The sequence below is a fragment of the Mesorhizobium sp. M9A.F.Ca.ET.002.03.1.2 genome (assembly GCF_003952365.1).
Lineage (GTDB): Bacteria > Pseudomonadota > Alphaproteobacteria > Rhizobiales > Rhizobiaceae > Mesorhizobium.
Window position 1 is genome coordinate 5,224,421 of record NZ_CP034443.1, and the last position, 16,516, is coordinate 5,240,936.

A 16,516-nucleotide genomic window follows, 5' to 3' on the forward strand; every position below is an offset into this window, starting at 1 on the left:
TAATTCGGTCAAAGCAGCCAATCAATCGCAAGAATTGAAAGACCGTTCATGGCGCAAACTAGCTTATGGCCTGGACACCGACGATGTCCGCTTTTGGTGGAGGAACCGGACCGTGCCAACGCCCGACATTGGCGCGTTGCCGACCGTCAGAATCGGGGGCCGAAGCGAACGTTAGAACCGAGGCGTGCAAGTCTTGAATCCAAGGTATAGCTTCACACAGACCTGCTTCTCGTGGAAATCTGAAACTTCGTTGCACCCACTAGGTTTGGAATGACACCGGGCGCCGCACTCTCCTTTGGTTCGTTTACGCTGGTGCCGGCCGAGCGCCTGCTTATGCGGGGCGACGAAAGACTGCGGATTGGCAGCCGCGCACTGGATATCCTCATCGTTCTGGCGTCGCGCGCCGGAGAGATCGTTTCCAAAGACGATCTCGTCTCCCAGGTCTGGCAAAACATGTTCGTCGAGGAAAACAACCTGCGCGTCCACATCACGTCGCTCCGCAAGATTCTCGGCGAAGGCCCCGAGGCGCAGCAATATATCTCGAACATTCCAAATCGCGGCTACAGCTTCGTGGCGCCGGTCACGCGCAAGGAGTCGCCGACGCGGGCCGATGGCCAGCAACCCGCGATAGCCCGACTGCCGCTACCCCGGCTGGCCAGCCGCATCATCGGGAGAGAGGCGTTTCTCGATCAGCTCGAGGGGCAGCTGCCCGAGCAAAGGCTGCTCACCCTCGTCGGTCCGGGAGGCATTGGAAAGACGACAGTAGCGCTCGCTCTTGCTCAACGCCTGCATGATGGTTATTCGGACGGCACAGCGTTCGTCGATTTCTCCGGGATTGCCAATGGAGCGCTGATCACCGAGCTGATCGCCACCGCAGCGGGCTTAGTGCTCGCCTCGACCGATCCGCTCGCTGAGCTGGTGAACAAGCTTAGTCATCGCTCGATGCTCCTCGTCCTCGACTGCTGCGAGCACCTCATCGACGATGTCGCGGCGATCGCCGAGGAACTGATCACCAGGACGCGGCACGTGACGATCCTGGCGACCAGCAGGGAGCCGCTTCGGGTCGCGCCCGAATGGGTTCTGCGCTTGCCGCCGCTGGACTGCCCGGGACCGGACGAGAAGCTGGATGCGGCAAGGGCACTGGATTTTGCTGCGGTCCAGCTTTTCGTCGAGCGCGCTTCGGCAAGCCTTGGAGGCTATGCTCTGAGCGACGCCGACGCCCCGGTCGTGGCCGATATCTGCCGCCGCCTCGACGGCATCGTGCTCGCTATCGAACTGGCTGCGGGGCGCGTTGATACGTTCGGCATTGCCGGCGTTGCGGAATCGCTGCGGTCTAACTTCGACATCCTGACGCGTGGACGACGCACGGCTCTGCCACGCCACCAGACGCTTCGCGCGACGATGGAGTGGAGCTTTTCCCTGCTTTCCCCGGCACAGCAGGCCGCTCTCGCGCAGCTTTCGGTGTTCAATCAGGATTTTACGTTGGCGGCGGCGCGCGCAGTGGTGTCGGGTGAAAGTGGCGGCGACGTCGAAGAGTGCATCATTGACCTTGCCGCGAAGTCGCTCGTGGTCGTTGATCGCAATGCCTATCCGGTGCGCTATCGCCTGCTTGACATGACTCGCGCCTACGCAGCCGAGAAATTTTCGGTCGCCGTGTCGCGGGAAGACGCTTCGCGCCGCCACGCAGTCCACTACCGGAGCCTGCTCGAACGCGCCGCGCCGCAGTGGCAGGCCGAGCAGGACGCCAGCTGGCCGGACGGCTTCGCCCGCGACGTCGGCAATCTCAGGGCCGCGCTCGACTGGTGCTTCTCGCCGGGCGGCGACTCGGCGGCCGGCGTCGCGATGACGGTCGCGGCGATTCCGCTTTGGTATCACCTGTCACGGGTCGACGAATGCCTGTTGCGGGTAAGGCAGGCGCTGGATTGCCTCGAACAGCAGACCGACGCCCATGAGCAACACCTGATGCGGTTGCACGCGGCGCTTGGCTTTCCGCACATGCGCGCGGTTTCGGGCCGTCCCGGTGGCGCGCAAGCCTGGACGCGCGTGCTTGAGATCGCCCGAAAGGTTGATGACATCGATTTCCAGCTGCGTGCCCTCTGGGCGTTGTGGGTAGATCGGACGAACGGTGGCGAACCGCGTGGCGCGCTCGAAAGGGCAGAAGAGTTCTGCGCGCTGTCTGAGCGTTCGGCCGACGTCTCGGACCGGCTGATCGGCGAGAGGATGAAGGCAAGGGCGCTGCATCTGCTTGGCGATCAGCCAGCCGCGGAAAGCCATGTGCGGCGCATGCTGGATGCTTATCGCTCACCGTCGAACGGATCGCATCTGGCGCGCTTTCAATACGATCAGCGCATCACCGCGCGGATCACGCTGGCGCGCGTGCGGTGGTTGCGCGGCAAGGGCGAAGAGGCTCTCCGCGAGATCGACGACATGGTCAAGGCCGCGCTGGCCGCCGGCCACAATCTCACACTGTGCCACGCCCTGTCAGACGCCGCCTGTCCGGTGTCGCTGATGGCAGGCGATCTCGCACGGGCCGAGCGCTACACAGACATGCTGCATCGGCGCACGAGGGACCACGCGCTCGACGTCTGGCACGCTTATGCCGAGTGTTTCGAGGGCGACATCCTGATCCGGACCGGCGATGCCGCGGCGGGCACCACCCTCGTTCGCGAAGCTCTCGGCCGGCTCGATCATGCCGGGTTCTATCTCTACCACACGGTCTTCCAGTCGATCTTCGCCTCCGGGCTGGCCGTACTTGGTCAGCAGTCGGAAGCAGTGGCGCTGCTGGACGGCGCTCTGGCGCGATGCGCATCGACCGGCGAGGCTTGGTATTGCCCGGAACTGTTGCGCCAGAAAGGCGAGATCCTGGCGGGACAGGGTTCGCGCCTCGCGGACGCCCGTCTGCTCTTCGAGCAATCAATCAAAATGGCGCGAGATCAGGGCGCGTTGGCTCTGGAAGCGCGTTCGGCCGCAAGTCTGGCGGCGCTAAGCACGTTGGCTAGCGCCGTTTAGCAACGATTAACTGGTTCACACCGCTCCACTGCGCGACTGTCTCGTCATCGAACAAAGTGCGCAGAGGGAAGAGCGATGACCTCCAAGTGTAGCACATCCTTGCGTCGGGCGGTCGTGGCCAGTCTGGCCGGCACTGCACTGATCGCCTCGGGGGCGGCCGATCCGGCAGCCGCGGCGGAGCAGAGCCAGGCTGCCTCGTGTAGCGCTGCCTGCGTGGAGACGCGGACGCTGGACGTCGGCGGCGTCGCCTACGCTTACCGGACGCTCGGGACGCCGTCCGGAACGCCGCTGGTTCTCCTCAACCGCTTTCGCGGGACTATGGACGAGTGGGACCCGGCATTCCTCGATCATGTCGCGGCAAGCCGATGCGTCGTCATATTCGACAATGCCGGCGTGGCCCGCTCCGGCGGGGAGGCCCCTCTCCGCATGACCCATTGGGCAAAGAATGCGGGAGCCTTCATCGATGGAATTGGCTTCAAGCAGGTCGATCTGCTGGGTTTCTCCTTCGGCGGTTTGGTCGCGCAGGAACTGACGCTCCAGCGTCCTGATCTCGTCCGCAGGCTCGTCATCGCCGGTAGCGGCGCGGGCTATGTCGAGGGCGCAAACCTCAATCCCAAGGCGATCGAGGTCGCCACCAAACCGGCCAACACGGACGAGGATTTCCTTTACCTGTTCTTCAAGGACACGCAGACCAGCCAAGCGGCCGGACGCGCCCATCTCGCCCGACTGCGGGAACGCAAGGATGCGTTTGCGAAACTGGTAAGCGAGAAGACCTGGAAGGCGATGCTCTCCGCCGGAAGCGACGTCGGGAGGCCGGAAACGTCGCTTCTCAACCGTGTCGGGGCGATCCGCCAGCCGGTGCTGGTAGCGAACGGCATCGAGGACATCATGATTCCGACCTTCCAGTCCTACGCCCTGGCGCAGGCGATCCCGAATGCGCGACTGGTCATCTATCCAGACTCCGGTCACGGTTTCCTTTTCCAGTACCCGCGCGAGTTCGGCGACGAGGTCACTCGTTTCCTTGGCGAGGAGTCACAGCCGTGAGCGCTACCCTGCATCCATTCCAACTCACCCGCCGCGAGATGCTCGTAGCAGGCATTACCGCCGGAGCGGTGCCACTTCTGCCGACATACGTCGCGCAGGCGATTTCCGCCGAATCCAACAGTCGAGCCAGCGAAGGAGGACAGACCATGGGCTTCATCACCACGAAGGACGGCACCGAGATTTTTTACAAGAACTGGGGTTCGAAGAACGCGCAGCCGATCGTCTTTCACCACGGCTGGCCGCTCAGCGCCGACGACTGGGACAACCAGATGCTGTTCTTTCTGCACAACGGCTACCGGGTCATCGCGCATGACCGCCGCGGCCACGGCCGATCGACACAGACCGATATCGGCAACGAGATGGACACCTACGCGGCCGACGTCGCCGAGCTCGCCGAGGCGCTCGACCTGAAGAACGCCGTCCATATCGGCCATTCGACGGGCGGCGGTGAGGTCGCTCATTATGTCGCCCGCGCCAGACCGGGCCGCGTTGCGAAGGCGGTGCTGATCGGCGCCGTGCCGCCGATCATGGTGAAGTCGGACAAGAACCCGGGCGGCCTGCCGATCGAGGTGTTCGACGGGTTTCGGGCCGCGCTCGTCGCTAACCGCGCGCAATTCTACTACGACGTGCCGTCCGGGCCCTTCTACGGCTTCAACCGCGAAGGCACTAAAGTATCGCAAGGCGTCATCGACAACTGGTGGCGGCAGGGCATGATGGGCGGCGCCAAGGCGCATTACGACTGCATCAAGGCCTTTTCCGAGACCGACTTCACCGAGGATCTGAAGAAGATCGACATCCCGGTGCTGGTCATGCACGGCGACGACGATCAGATCGTCCCTTACGCCGACTCCGCTCCGCTGTCCGCCAAGCTTCTCAGGAAGGGGACGCTGAAGACCTATGCAGGGCTTCCGCACGGCCTGTGCACGACGCACCCCGACGTCGTCAACGCGGATCTGCTCGCCTTCATCAAGAGCTGACTGCAAGCGAAAGAGGAGACTTGCCATGACTTCGACAACGACCGCGATGGCGGAGGAATATCTGGAGCGCGCGGACGGCCCAAGGATCTTCGTCCGCTGCTGGCGTCCCGCGTCTCGCCCGAGCGCGGTCGTGGCGATCTGTCACGGCGTGAACTCGCACAGCGGTCAGTACTTCTGGGCCGCCGAGCAGATGGCCGCCGCCGGCCACGCCGTCTACGCCCTCGACCTGCGCGGTCGGGGGAAGTCCGACGGCGATCGGTTCTTCATCGAGAGCGTCGACGAATATGTCGACGATCTCTCGATGCTGATCCAGTTTGCCAAGCAGCGGGAACCGGGCTTGCCTGTCTTCCTGCTGGGCCACAGTGCAGGCGGCGTCGTCTCCGCCACTTATGCGCTGGACTATCAGGCCGAGCTTGCCGGGTTCATATGTGAGAGCTTTGCGTTCCAGGTCTACGCTCCCGATTTCGCTCTCGCGGTCGTCAAGGGTCTCAGCCACATCGCGCCGCATCTCCATGTGCTGCGGCTGAATAACGAGGACTTTTCGCGCGATCCGGCGGTCGTGGCTTCGATGAACAGCGATCCGTTGATCGACAACGAGGTACAGCCGACGAGCACGGTCGCCGCGCTGGTTCGCGCCGACGAGCGGCTGAAGCACGACTTTCCGCTGATCACGCTGCCGGTCCTGATCCTGCACGGCACGGCCGACAAGGCGACGAAGCCGACCGGCAGCCAGTTGTTCTTCGACACCGCCGGCTCCGCCGACAAGACACTGAATCTCTATCCGGGCCACTTCCACGACCTGCTGAACGATCTCGGCCGCGAGGAGGTGATCGCCGACGTGCTGGGATGGATCGGCGCGCGTTTGCCGGTCCGGGTGGCATTGGCCGGTGTCGAGTGATTGTCAGGAGGCCGAGTTTGGCACAAAAAATGACGTCCACGGGCGCGCCGCTTCGCATAGCCGTTATGCTCAGTTCGTCCTCGGAAGCCGGCAACATCGGGCTCGAGCAGTTCCTGGGGGTCTACTACGCGCTTCAGGATGCGGGCGCCGAGGTGCTTGTCGCATCGATGTGCGGCGGCCACCCCTGGCCGACACCTTTCACGCGACGGGAAGCGGAAGCCGACGCCGACGCGCTGGCAAGGCGGTTCCAGGCCGACCGCGGCGCCCGTGACGATCTCGCCAATACGCTCAAGTTTGGCGAGCTGTTTGAAGAGGATTTTCACGGCGGCTTCTGCGTCGGCGAGCCGGGCGCACTCTGGCGCGATCCCGATCGCAACTCGGCCGGGGCGCTGGTCGCCCAGTTCCTGCGGGCGGGCAAGCCCGTCGCCGTTCTGCCGAGCCTGCTAGACATCCTTCCCAATGGCGCGGGAGACGGCCTGCTTATCCTCGGCGACGGCACCTGGCCGCCATCTGCCGGGGTCGCTGCGCTGCTTGCCGCAGCCGCCAGGCAACTCGAGATAGGGGAGATTGAACCATGAAACTTGATCGGCGCACCTTTCTTGCCAGCGCCGCCGCGTTTGTCGGCGGCTCGCTTTCGCCGCGACGCGCAACCGCCGCGGCCCTCCACCGATTCCGTCACGGCTCCTTCGATATCACCGTCTTGAGTGACGGGCATTTCAAACTGCCAGCGGATATCGTTGCGCCGGATGCGATGCCGGCCGAATGGGTGGACATTGAGAAGAGGCTGGGCGGCAGCGGCGGCGCAATCGACGCGAGATGCAACGTCCCCCTGATCGAAACCGGGAGTGAGCTGATCCTTGTCGATCTCGGCGGAGGCGGCAAGTTCCAGCCGACGGAAGGACAGCTCGAAGGCGCAGTGTTGTCCTCCGGGCACGATCCGTTGGCGGTCACGAAAGTGCTGCTGACGCACGCGCACCCCGACCATCTCTGGGGCATGCTGGGAGCTGACGGCAAGCCGCGTTTCCCGAACGCAGCGTACTATATCGGCGCCCCCGAGTGGGATTTCTGGATGGCTCCCGACTATGCGACGGCGATGCCCAAAGCGCTGCATGCTTTCGCGGACGGCTCGCAGCGGGACCTCGGTGCGATCCGCGAGCGCGTCGTGACCATCAAGGATGGCGATGAGGTCGCACCGGGAGTTCATGCGATCGCCACGCCGGGACATACGCCGGGACATTTCTCCTATGCCGTTAGCGGACCGGAAACGCTGGTCGTGACCGGCGACGTGGTCACGAACGAGATCGTCTCGTTCGAGCATCCGACCTGGCGCTTCGGCAACGACACCGACAAGCAGGCCGCGATCGCCACCCGCAAGCGCTTCGTCGACCAGTCGGCAGCCGATCGCTTCCGGCTGCTCGGCTACCATTTCGCCTATCCCGGCCTGGGCCGGGTCGAGCGGGCGGGGAACGCGTTTCGTTTCGTCGCGGACACTTAAGCCCACGGCCGCGAGCCCCATGACAGACGAAAGCGGACACAGAAACGGCCGCTGACGGAACACCAACCTCCAAACAAAGAAAGGTCGCATCATGATGACATCCATCCAGAAGGCCCTAAGATCCCTGTGTCTGGTCGCAGCAATCCTGTCCGGATCGGGATCGGTACTTGCCCACGCACAGGCGCTCGAACCCAGGGAACCCAAGGCGAGTGTTCTGCCCACCGGCGGCGGTAAAGCACTCTTCGACATTTCCGACGTGGCGATCCTGCTGCTCGACCATCAGTCCGGACTATTCCAGACGGTGCAGGACATCGAAATTGCAGATCTGCGACGCAATGTGGAAATGCTTGCCCGGCTGGCCAAGCTGCTCGACATCCCGGTGATCACCACCGCATCCGAACCGGCAGGCCCCAACGGTCCCCTGATGCCCGCGATCCACGAACTTGCACCGCACGCGGTCTATGTCCCACGGAAGGGCGAGGTCAACGCCTGGGACAACGAGGACTTCGTGGCGGCGGTAAAGGCTACGAGGCGCAAGACCCTAATCATGGCCGGTGTCTGGACCAGTGTTTGCGTGATGTTCCCCGCGCTGGATGCCAAGGCTGCAGGCTATGACGTATACGCTGTCATCGACGCCTCTGGCGATCCGAGCGACATGGTCTCGCGGACGACGGTCGCAAGGTTTGCGCAGGCAGGCGTTGTTCCCACCACAACCAACGCCGTTCTGTCGGAGGCGCACCGGACCTGGGACAGACCGGAGGCGGCCGAACTCGCAAAGCTCTATGCACTGGTTGCACCGAACTATGCAGCGGTCATCGAAAGCTACGCCAAGGTGAAGGAAGTTGCTGCTGCGGCCGAGTGAGTAACGGGCTGAATACAAGGACGAATCCGGTCGCGTCGCTCGACGCGGCCGGTTCTGCGAACTGGGTCTCGCACGATCGCTTCTGGCGTGTTCAAGATCTCAAGCCTACTCGCCGCCATCGTCTGCTTCCAGGAAGCACCAAAACTGATCTCAACGGCCGAGATGAGGCGCAGAGCCGCCGTTCAGAATCTGAAGTGTGGGCGTCGCTTTCAGCGACACGGACGGCGGGCATGATCCCTTCCGAACCGACGTCAGCGCAGCAAAATCGGGCTCATGCGCCAGGCAATCGGAACCGGTATTCCGTGACATGATGATAGATCTGGCCAGGCCACAGCGTGGCCTGCGGGAAATACGGCCGGTTCGGCGCGTCCGGCCAGACCTGCGGCTCCAGGCAGAAGCCGGAAAAAGCCTTGTAACGGCGTCCCTCGAGGCCCGGCGAAGGCGGCGCCAGATACTGGCCGGTATAGAGTTGGACGCCCGGCTCCGTGGTCCAGAGCTCCATCTCGACGCCGGAATTGGCCCCTTGCGCCCAGGATGCCTGCCTGAGCGGCCCGCGCCCCGAGGCAAGGCAGAAATTCTCGTCGTAGGGGAACTGCTCGCCCTCGTTCTCCATGCGCAACGGCCGCGCCTGGCGGAAATCGAAGGGCGTGCCGTCGACCGGCTTGACGACGCCGGTCGGGATCAGGTCGCCATCGACTGGAAGGTAGGCGCCGGCGTTCAGCATCAGCCGGTGATCGAGGATATCGCCGGCGCCGCCGTCATCCAGGTTGAAATAGGAATGCTGGGTGAGGTTGCACAGCGTCGGTTCCTCGCAGGTCGCGGTCAGCTCGACGCTGAGCGTGCCGGGGATTTTCAGCCGGTAGGTGCAGGTCACGTCGAGCGCGCCTGGAAAACCCATCGTGCCGTCGGGATCATGCAAGGTCAGCGTGACAAAGTCCTTGCCATGCAGCGAAACCTCCCACGGCCGGTGAAAAAAGCCTTGCGAGCCGCCATGCAGCGTGTGCTTTTCGAGGAAGTTGCGCTCGGTCTGGTGGCGCTGGCCGGCGATGGTGAAGCGGCCATCGCGAATGCGGTTGGCATAGCGTCCGATGACGGCGCCGAAGAAGGCCGTGTCCGTTTCATAGGCTTCGAAACTGTCATAGCCGAGCACCAGCGGCGCATCGTGCCCGGCCAGGCGCAGATCCTGGATGATGGCGCCCAGCCCGATGATGTTGGCGGTGAGGCCGCCGCCACGGATAGCGAAGCGGCGGACAGCTTCGCCCGCTTGCGTCGTGCCGAAGACCTCCCCGTCCTTCATCGCTAATCAGAGGCCGAGGCCGCCGATGCAGACATACTTGGTATCCAGATAGTCCTCGATGCCCTGATGTCCGCCTTCCTTGCCGAGGCCCGATTCCTTGACGCCGCCGAACGGCGCCTCAGGCGTGGTGATGAGCCCCTCATTGACCCCGACCATGCCGTATTTCAGCCCTTCCATGACCCGGAAGGCGCGGCCGAGATCGCCGGTGTAGAAATAGCAGGCGAGGCCGAATTCGGTGTCGTTGGCAAGAGCGACGGCTTCCTCTTCGGTCTCGAACTTGAACACGGGTGCTACCGGGCCAAAGATCTCTTCCTTCATGAAGCGCATCTTCGGCGTCGCATCGGCGATCACCGTCGGCTGGAAGAACGAACCGCCGAGCGCATGGCGCTTGCCGCCGGCGACCACCTTGCCGCCCTTGTCGGTGGCGTCGGCGATCAGTTCCTCGACCTTTTCCACCGCCTTCTCGTCGATCAGCGGCCCCTGCTGCACGCCGTCCTCGAGGCCGGAACCGACCTTCAGCCCGTTGCTGGCGGCGGCGAGCTTTTCGACGAACTTGTCGTAGACGCCAGCCTGAACCAGGAAGCGGTTGGTGCAGACGCAGGTCTGGCCGGAATTGCGGTATTTGGCCGTGATCGCACCGGCGACGGCACGTTCGATGTCGGCGTCGTCGAAGACCAGGAACGGCGCGTTGCCGCCAAGCTCCATCGACACTTTCTTGACGGTCGTCGACGACTTCTGGATCAGGATCTTGCCGACCTCGGTCGAGCCGGTGAAGGTGATCTTCTTGACCAGCGGGTTGGCGCAGATCTCGTCGCCGATCTCGCCGGCCGCACCCGTCAGGATGTTGATGACGCCCTTGGGGAAGCCGACCTCCTCGGCGAGCGCGCCCCAGGCGAGGCCGGAATAAGGCGTCTGCGACGCCGGTTTGACGACCGCCGTGCAGCCTGCGGCAAGCGCCGGGCCAAGTTTGCGGGCCAGCATCGAGGACGGGAAATTCCAAGGCGTGATGGCGGCGATGACGCCGACCGGCTCCTTGGTCACCAGGATGCGGCGGTCCGCCCAGGGCGACGGCACGACATCGCCATAGGTGCGGCGGCCTTCCTCGGCGAACCACAATATGTAGGACGCGGCCGAGCCGATCTCGCCCTTCGATTCGAACAGCGACTTGCCCTGCTCGATCGTCAGCAGCTCGGCCAGCACGTCCTGATTGTCCATCATCGCGTCATGCAGTTTGCGCAACAGCTTCGAACGCTCGAGCGCGGTGGTCTTGCGCCATGTCTTGAAGGCGGCGTCGGCGGCTTCGATGGCGCGGCGCGTCTCGACCTTGCCCGACTTCGGCACGGTGCCGATCTTGAGGCCGGTGGCCGGATTGTTGACGTCGACCGTCTGGCCACTGTCGGCCTGCACCCACTCGCCGTTGATGAGATTGGCCTGGCGCATGAAATGGCTGGTTTTCTGAAGCATGGTCTAGCCTCCGTTCGGCGCACTGACGGGCCGGTATCTGGATTTCTTTGGTGGGCGTGCGCACTGGCATCGATGCCGGCACGCCTGGAGCCACTGCTCTTTACCTAGGGCAAGCCCCGCAATCAATCGCAAGATGGCATATAGGGTTTGGGCCAGCCAAGGCGAGAGCAACCTGCGCCCCAGTTGCTGTCCGAACACGTTGCTATCCGAAGACATGGACGACCACCGTCAGCCAGAAGGCCGTGGTGACGACCGCGCAGGCGGTGGCGATGGTCATCTGGTTCGATGCCAGCGCCTGGCCGGTTCCGAACTGCGTGGCAATCAGGTAGGAATTGACGCCGGATGGCAGCGCGGCCGCCACGACCGCCACCTTCGCCGACAGCGGCGGCAGGCCAAACAGCCAGACCAGGCCGAGTGCGACGGCCGGCATCAGCAGCAGCTTCAGCGCCGACAGCGCCAGAGCCGGCCGCACGTTGCCGGAGATGCCGAAACGGCACAGGCCAAGCCCCATGGCGAACAACGCGACCGGTCCGGCGATGTTGGCCAACGCATCGACCAGCCGCACGGCCAGTGCCGGCAGCGGCAGGTCGGCGATACGCCATACCCATCCGGCCATGATGCCGATGATCAGCGGATTGGAGAACATTTTTTGAAAGAAGCTCCGGATGACGCGGAGCGGATGCACGTGCTCGTCACGGCGGCCAAAAATTTCAAACAGGATGATCGACGCCATGATCATCGTCGGCAGATGCACGGAGATCAGCAGCGACAGCACTTCGAATCCACTTGGCCCGAATGTGCCGAGGACGAATGGGATGCCGAGCAGGACGAGATTGGAAAAAGCCGACGACACGCCGCCGACGACCCCCGCACGCGCATCGCGCCCGAACACCCGCGTGATGACCAGATGGCCTGCGGCCCACGTGACTGCCGCCGCCGCGAAATAGGCACTCCAGAACAACCAGGGCGCGGAGCCATGGAAATCGGCGTTGACCATGGTGCGGAACAGAAGCAGCGGCATCGCCACCCCGACGGCGAACTCGGCGATGGCCTCGCCCGCCTCGGCCCTGAGATAGCCGGTGAGCCCGGCCAGATAGCCGAGCGCGACGAGGCCGAAGACAAAAAGGACCGTTTCGATGAGTGGAGACATTTTTCCCCTGATAGGCGAGCCGGGATCGCAGCGCAATCGCCCGCCTTGCGGAGCGGTCTGTCCTCGCAAAACGGCCAGGCCTGGTCATGCCTTGTCTTTCAGCCGGCTTTGCCTCCCTATATGCGGTCACCGGCTACCCACCTGCCGGTCACCGGAAAAGGACGTCTGATGCTTCGATTTGTACTGGCGCTATTGCTGCTCGTCGTTCCCGCCGCGGCCCATGCGACGGAAGCCGGCTGGGCGCTGTTGCGCGACGGCGGACATGTGGTGCTGCTTCGCCATGCCATGGTCACCGGCACCACCGATCCGGCGAATTTCGACATCGAAAAATGCGCGACCCAGGTCAATCTCTCGACGCGCGGCAAGCAGCAGGCGCGCAAGATCGGCGCGCTGTTCGGCGCCCGCGCGGCACCAATCGAGCGTGTGCTGTCCAGCCGCTACTGCCGCTGCATGGACACCGCCCGCATAGCTTTCGAAAGCGACGCGGAGCCCTTCCCCCCGCTTGACCTGCTGAAAACCGAGGCGGGCGAGAAAGCCGCCCAGCTCGCCGCGGTCATGGACGAGATCCGCGGTTATTCCGGCTCCGACAATCTGGTCATGGTCACTCATCTGGAGAACATCATGGCCCTCACCGGCATCTCGCCGCGCGAAGGCGAAGCCGTGATCGTCGAGCCGCAAGGCGACAGCCTGCGCGTGCTCGGCCGCGTCACTTTCTAAGGTGTGTTGATATTCAGGTGATGCCGGCCTGACCTGAATCTCAATACACCTTAGTCCGCGCTGGAGCCGGTTAAAGCGTTCGCTAGTGGTGAAAGTCTAGCGCTTGCTGCCTGAGCGGAATACCGGTTTCGACCCTTCTCTGCCATTCCTTCGGAGAGGGGAAGCCGTGACCCAATGCGGTCTTTCCGTTGCGAGCGTCGCTTGCTGGAGCTGCGTTCGTCAGTTGGAGGCCAATGGTATTTTTAATGGAACGCTAATATACAAGGAGGCTCGAACGAGCAGCGCCTGCCAAATACTTGAGGAATGCCATGCGAAGGTTCATCTTCACGGCAATGTGTATCGCCGCAGCAACATCCGCTAACGCCCATGATTGGTACAAAGACAGGGTTGACCCACAGACGAAATTCAAGTGTTGCGGTGGTTCTGATTGCCGCGCCATACCTCGGTCTTCAGTGCAGTCCAGGATAGACGGTGGTTACACTTATTTACCGCATAATTTCACCATCCCACGGGACCGTGTACAGGAATCCCCAGACGGCCAATACCATATCTGCGAGAATACCTACGCCGTAACCAATAATCTGTATTGGCGTTGCTTTTTCGCGCCTCGTGTCGATGTCTCTCTATTTCTCCCGCGTTAAGAAAAATACTGCGCGTCGTTGCCGGAATCGACATCGGCAAGGCGCGCAGCTGTGACAAATTCGGTCGCACAGCTCGCTTCGCTGAACGGACGTTCGCGTTCGCAACACGGGAAAGCATCCGATAGCGGATTGCCCTGTTCTGGCGCACCTGGCTCGTTCCAGCCAATGCGGATGACGGCTAACCACCCGTTACCTAGCGTTAGATTTTCACCGCTAGCAGCCATGCGTCGATACGGAGCTTCCACCCCTCGATCAAGTGCACGAACGCATCCTCCGTCAGCTCGGACAGATACGATTGTCCTGCCGCGTTCAGGGCCGTGAACGTGTAGGCAATCGACGCCTCCGTGCCTCCGTCAGCGGTCGGCTGGCAGGCCACTTCGACAAATCCGAAGCGCGAATCCGGCGTAACCCGGACATAGCGAACACGATGCGCCACGGGATCCCAGTCCGTGCAGGCCCAGAGCGTGGTCTCGTCACCGTGGGCGGTCCGGAAGACCATGCCCTGACGCGTCTCCCCGTCCTGCGGATGCAGAAACTCCGGGTTCCAGCCGTCCACCCACAGCGTCTCTCCAATCGGCGTGAACAGCGCAAAGACGCGGTCGACCGGCCCCGAAAGCACGATGCCGTGGCTGCGCTCGAGATGGTTCGTCATCCGCCCTCCCCGCCGGTTTCCGCCAGACGGTGGCTGTCCGCCGCGCCAAGCTCCAGCCCGTAGATCCGCTTCAATTGGCTGATTGTTTCCAGGGTCGCGGGGGAAAACGGCGTCCGGCCTTCGAAGGCGTGCAGCACGATGCCCTCGATGAGGTCACCCAGGCTCATGTCGCGATGCTCGGCCAAGGCCTTGAGCACCTTCACCAATCGTTTTTCCAGGCGCACCCCGGTCTGCACGCGTTCTATGGTCATAAATAGGTTCTACCATGGTACATTGGTACAAACAACCGCTCGCCGATGGCAGGCATGTGTGTTGCCGAAATACCACCGCGGAAGGAAGCCGCGATTCCGCCACGACAATGCCGCTTGCGACAACCGGTCGCAGCGGCTATAGGCGCGATCCCGGTCACGAAAACCGAAGCGAGCACAACGGTTGGAGCTTTTTGCCTCCGCCCGCGCAGGCGGCATTACCGTCCTGTGTACGGCGCCGTTTCGGAGATTGGGATTGGGGTGTAGCTCAGCGGAAGAGCGCCGGACTTGGGTCCGGAGGCCGGAGGTTCAATTCCTTCCACCCACCACGGATAGCTCAGTTTGGTAGAGCGTCAGATTTAGGGTCTGATTGTCGAAGGTTCAAATCCTTCTCCATTTGGCCTCGAAAGCCAGCACCTTCAGGTGGTGTTATCTGAAAAACGGTCCGGGGACTGGAATGCGAAAGACCTGACGGACGACCCAAACCTGTGGGCGCGGGCCGGATCGAAGGGTTTTTCGCCATCGGCTCGCGGCCAGGCCCGCGGTGACGATCAAGGCGCAGCATCGCCGGCAAGGGAGGTCAAGGCCTCCGGCGCCCGCTTTGCTGCCTCGCGATCCGCTCCCGAAGGCCCGCCATGGGCGGATGCCACCGGTCCCCGGATCATTCGTGCCCGGAACGTGACGTGAGAGACGACGTGAAACGAGAAGCGAAAGGATGATCGACGCATGACTTGACGCCTCGCATGGGGCCATGCCCGACAGGAGTAATGACAATGACTGTTCTCGATAAGGTTCTTGGGCGCGAGCGCGTCCTCGTAAAGGAAAACGAACGTGCCATCACGCTCTACAAGGGCGAGATCAAGGCTGTTCTGGTGCCGGGCGAGCATTGGCTCGCCAACCGGCGCCAGAGCCTTGACGTGTCGCGGCATGATCTGAAGAACCCGGAATTTGTTTCGGCGTACGAGAAGGCGTTGTTCGACAAGCTCCCGGATGTGGCCGCGCGTCATTTCACCGTCGTTCGCACCGGGCGCACGGAAGTCGCCGTCATCGAGCGTGACGGCAGCCTCCATGCCGTTCTGGCGCCGGACCGCAAGCTCGTCCTGTGGACGGACGCCGGGCCGTGGACGGTGACGGTGATCGACACCGCCACCGATCTCGCGATCGATCCGGCTGTGATGCGCCGGCTCGGCCAGGCCCGAAAGGCGGAGCTGATGTCCGTCCATCCGGTCGTGGATGGGCAGGCCGGACTGCTCTTCGTCGACGGCGCCCTTGTGCGGACGCTGACGGCGGGCGTGCATGGGTTCTGGAACGTCGGGCGCATGGTGCAGATCAAGGTCGTCGACCTCAAGCGCCAGTCGCTCGACGTCGCCGGGCAGGAAGTGCTGACCAAGGATCGTGTCACGATCCGCGTCAACATCGCCGCCGAATACCGTGTCGTCGACCCGGTTCAGGCGGTGAGCGCGGTGAAGGACTTCTCCGAAGCCCTCTACCGCGCCCTGCAATACGCCTTCCGCAAGACGCTCGGCGCGCTGACGCTCGACCAGATCCTCGAGAAGAAGGTGACGATCGACGAGGAAGCCGCCGGCAAGGTCCGTGCCGACATGGCCGAGATCGGGATCGAGGTCAGCGATATCGCCCTCAAGGATGTCATCCTGCCGGGCGAGATGCGCGAGATCCTCAACCAGGTGGTGTCGGCCGAGAAGCAGGCCGAGGCCAACGTCATCCGTCGCCGTGAGGAGACGAACGCCACGCGTTCGCTGCTCAACACGGCCAAGGTGATGGCCGAGAACCCGGTGATGCTGCGGCTGAAGGAGCTCGAGGCTCTGGAAACCATCGCCGGCAAGGTCGAGCGGCTGACCGTCCACAACGGAACGGGCGGGCTGCTGAACGACCTGGTCAAGCTCCGCGAGAGCTGAGCTGAAGTAACATCATGCAAAGGGCCGCCGGGCCAACCGGCGGCCCTTCTTGCGTTCGCCAAGTAACCATCCCATCTGCGCCCGGCGCATCAGGCCTTTTCCTGCCCGGAAAAACCGATTAGACAGCGCCCAAACACATGCGGACA

At 63.3% G+C, this 16,516-nt stretch carries 14 protein-coding genes and 2 tRNA genes; 11 read left to right on the plus strand and 5 right to left on the minus strand.

What is annotated here, in order from left to right:
- Positions 1–270 precede the first annotated feature (270 nt).
- The 7 genes from EJ066_RS25350 to EJ066_RS25380 all read left to right on the plus strand — a co-directional run bounded on the left by EJ066_RS25350 (position 271) and on the right by EJ066_RS25380 (position 8,285).
- Positions 271–3,009 carry a winged helix-turn-helix domain-containing protein gene (locus EJ066_RS25350; protein WP_126042687.1) on the plus strand — a complete coding sequence of 913 codons (2,739 nt, stop codon included), beginning with the start codon at positions 271–273 and terminating at the stop codon, positions 3,007–3,009.
- A 75-nt stretch (positions 3,010–3,084) separates the two neighbouring features.
- The gene (locus tag EJ066_RS25355; RefSeq protein ID WP_126042688.1) at positions 3,085–4,053 is read left to right on the plus strand and encodes an alpha/beta hydrolase; all 969 of its coding nucleotides are present in this window, start codon (positions 3,085–3,087) and stop codon (positions 4,051–4,053) included.
- A gap of 146 nt (positions 4,054–4,199) precedes the next feature.
- Complete coding sequence (locus tag EJ066_RS25360; protein ID WP_189644561.1) at positions 4,200–5,030, plus strand: alpha/beta hydrolase; 831 nt, start codon at positions 4,200–4,202, stop codon at positions 5,028–5,030.
- Positions 5,031–5,055: 25 nt separating this feature from the next.
- A complete protein-coding gene (locus tag EJ066_RS25365; RefSeq protein ID WP_210211039.1) occupies positions 5,056–5,928 on the plus strand; it encodes an alpha/beta hydrolase in 873 nt (290 codons plus the stop codon).
- Positions 5,929–5,957: 29 nt separating this feature from the next.
- A complete protein-coding gene (locus tag EJ066_RS25370) occupies positions 5,958–6,506 on the plus strand; it encodes a transporter (protein ID WP_126042689.1) in 549 nt (182 codons plus the stop codon).
- Entirely contained in the window at positions 6,503–7,423 is a 921-nt protein-coding gene (locus tag EJ066_RS25375; protein WP_126042690.1) for an MBL fold metallo-hydrolase, read from the plus strand. Before EJ066_RS25370 ends, EJ066_RS25375 begins: the two co-directional genes overlap by 4 nt.
- A 91-nt stretch (positions 7,424–7,514) precedes the next feature.
- On the plus strand, positions 7,515–8,285 hold the full coding sequence (locus tag EJ066_RS25380; RefSeq protein ID WP_245454977.1) for an isochorismatase family protein: 771 nt from the start codon (positions 7,515–7,517) through the stop codon (positions 8,283–8,285).
- A 271-nt stretch (positions 8,286–8,556) separates the two neighbouring features.
- Here the strand turns inward: EJ066_RS25380 and EJ066_RS25385 are convergent, their stop codons facing one another.
- From EJ066_RS25385 to EJ066_RS25395, 3 genes are all read right to left on the minus strand, one after another.
- On the minus strand, positions 8,557–9,582 hold the full coding sequence (locus EJ066_RS25385) for an aldose epimerase family protein (protein WP_126042691.1): 1,026 nt from the start codon (positions 9,580–9,582) through the stop codon (positions 8,557–8,559).
- Positions 9,583–9,588: 6 nt separating this feature from the next.
- Positions 9,589–11,046 carry an NAD-dependent succinate-semialdehyde dehydrogenase gene (locus EJ066_RS25390; RefSeq protein ID WP_126042692.1) on the minus strand — a complete coding sequence of 486 codons (1,458 nt, stop codon included), beginning with the start codon at positions 11,044–11,046 and terminating at the stop codon, positions 9,589–9,591.
- Between the two features lie 202 nt (positions 11,047–11,248).
- Positions 11,249–12,196 carry an AEC family transporter gene (locus EJ066_RS25395; RefSeq protein WP_126042693.1) on the minus strand — a complete coding sequence of 316 codons (948 nt, stop codon included), beginning with the start codon at positions 12,194–12,196 and terminating at the stop codon, positions 11,249–11,251.
- 168 nt (positions 12,197–12,364) lie between these two features.
- Here EJ066_RS25395 and EJ066_RS25400 point away from each other — a divergent pair, with 168 nt between their 5' ends.
- A complete protein-coding gene (locus tag EJ066_RS25400; RefSeq protein ID WP_126042694.1) occupies positions 12,365–12,913 on the plus strand; it encodes a histidine phosphatase family protein in 549 nt (182 codons plus the stop codon).
- Between the two features lie 840 nt (positions 12,914–13,753).
- Here the strand turns inward: EJ066_RS25400 and EJ066_RS25405 are convergent.
- Both EJ066_RS25405 and EJ066_RS25410 read right to left on the minus strand, forming a co-directional pair.
- Positions 13,754–14,206, minus strand: coding sequence for an SRPBCC family protein (locus EJ066_RS25405; RefSeq protein WP_126042695.1), 453 nt, complete (start codon positions 14,204–14,206; stop codon positions 13,754–13,756).
- Positions 14,203–14,457, minus strand: a complete 255-nt coding sequence (locus EJ066_RS25410; protein WP_126042696.1) for a hypothetical protein — start codon at positions 14,455–14,457, stop codon at positions 14,203–14,205. Before EJ066_RS25410 ends, EJ066_RS25405 begins: the two co-directional genes overlap by 4 nt.
- 256 nt (positions 14,458–14,713) lie before the next feature.
- Here EJ066_RS25410 and EJ066_RS25415 point away from each other — a divergent pair.
- From EJ066_RS25415 to EJ066_RS25425, 3 genes are all read left to right on the plus strand, one after another.
- A tRNA-OTHER gene (locus EJ066_RS25415) sits at positions 14,714–14,783 on the plus strand.
- A 1-nt stretch (position 14,784) separates the two neighbouring features.
- Positions 14,785–14,850, plus strand: a tRNA-Leu gene (locus EJ066_RS25420).
- 377 nt (positions 14,851–15,227) lie between these two features.
- The gene (locus EJ066_RS25425) at positions 15,228–16,370 is read left to right on the plus strand and encodes a slipin family protein (RefSeq protein ID WP_189644362.1); all 1,143 of its coding nucleotides are present in this window, start codon (positions 15,228–15,230) and stop codon (positions 16,368–16,370) included.
- The last annotated feature ends 146 nt before the right edge of the window (positions 16,371–16,516 follow it).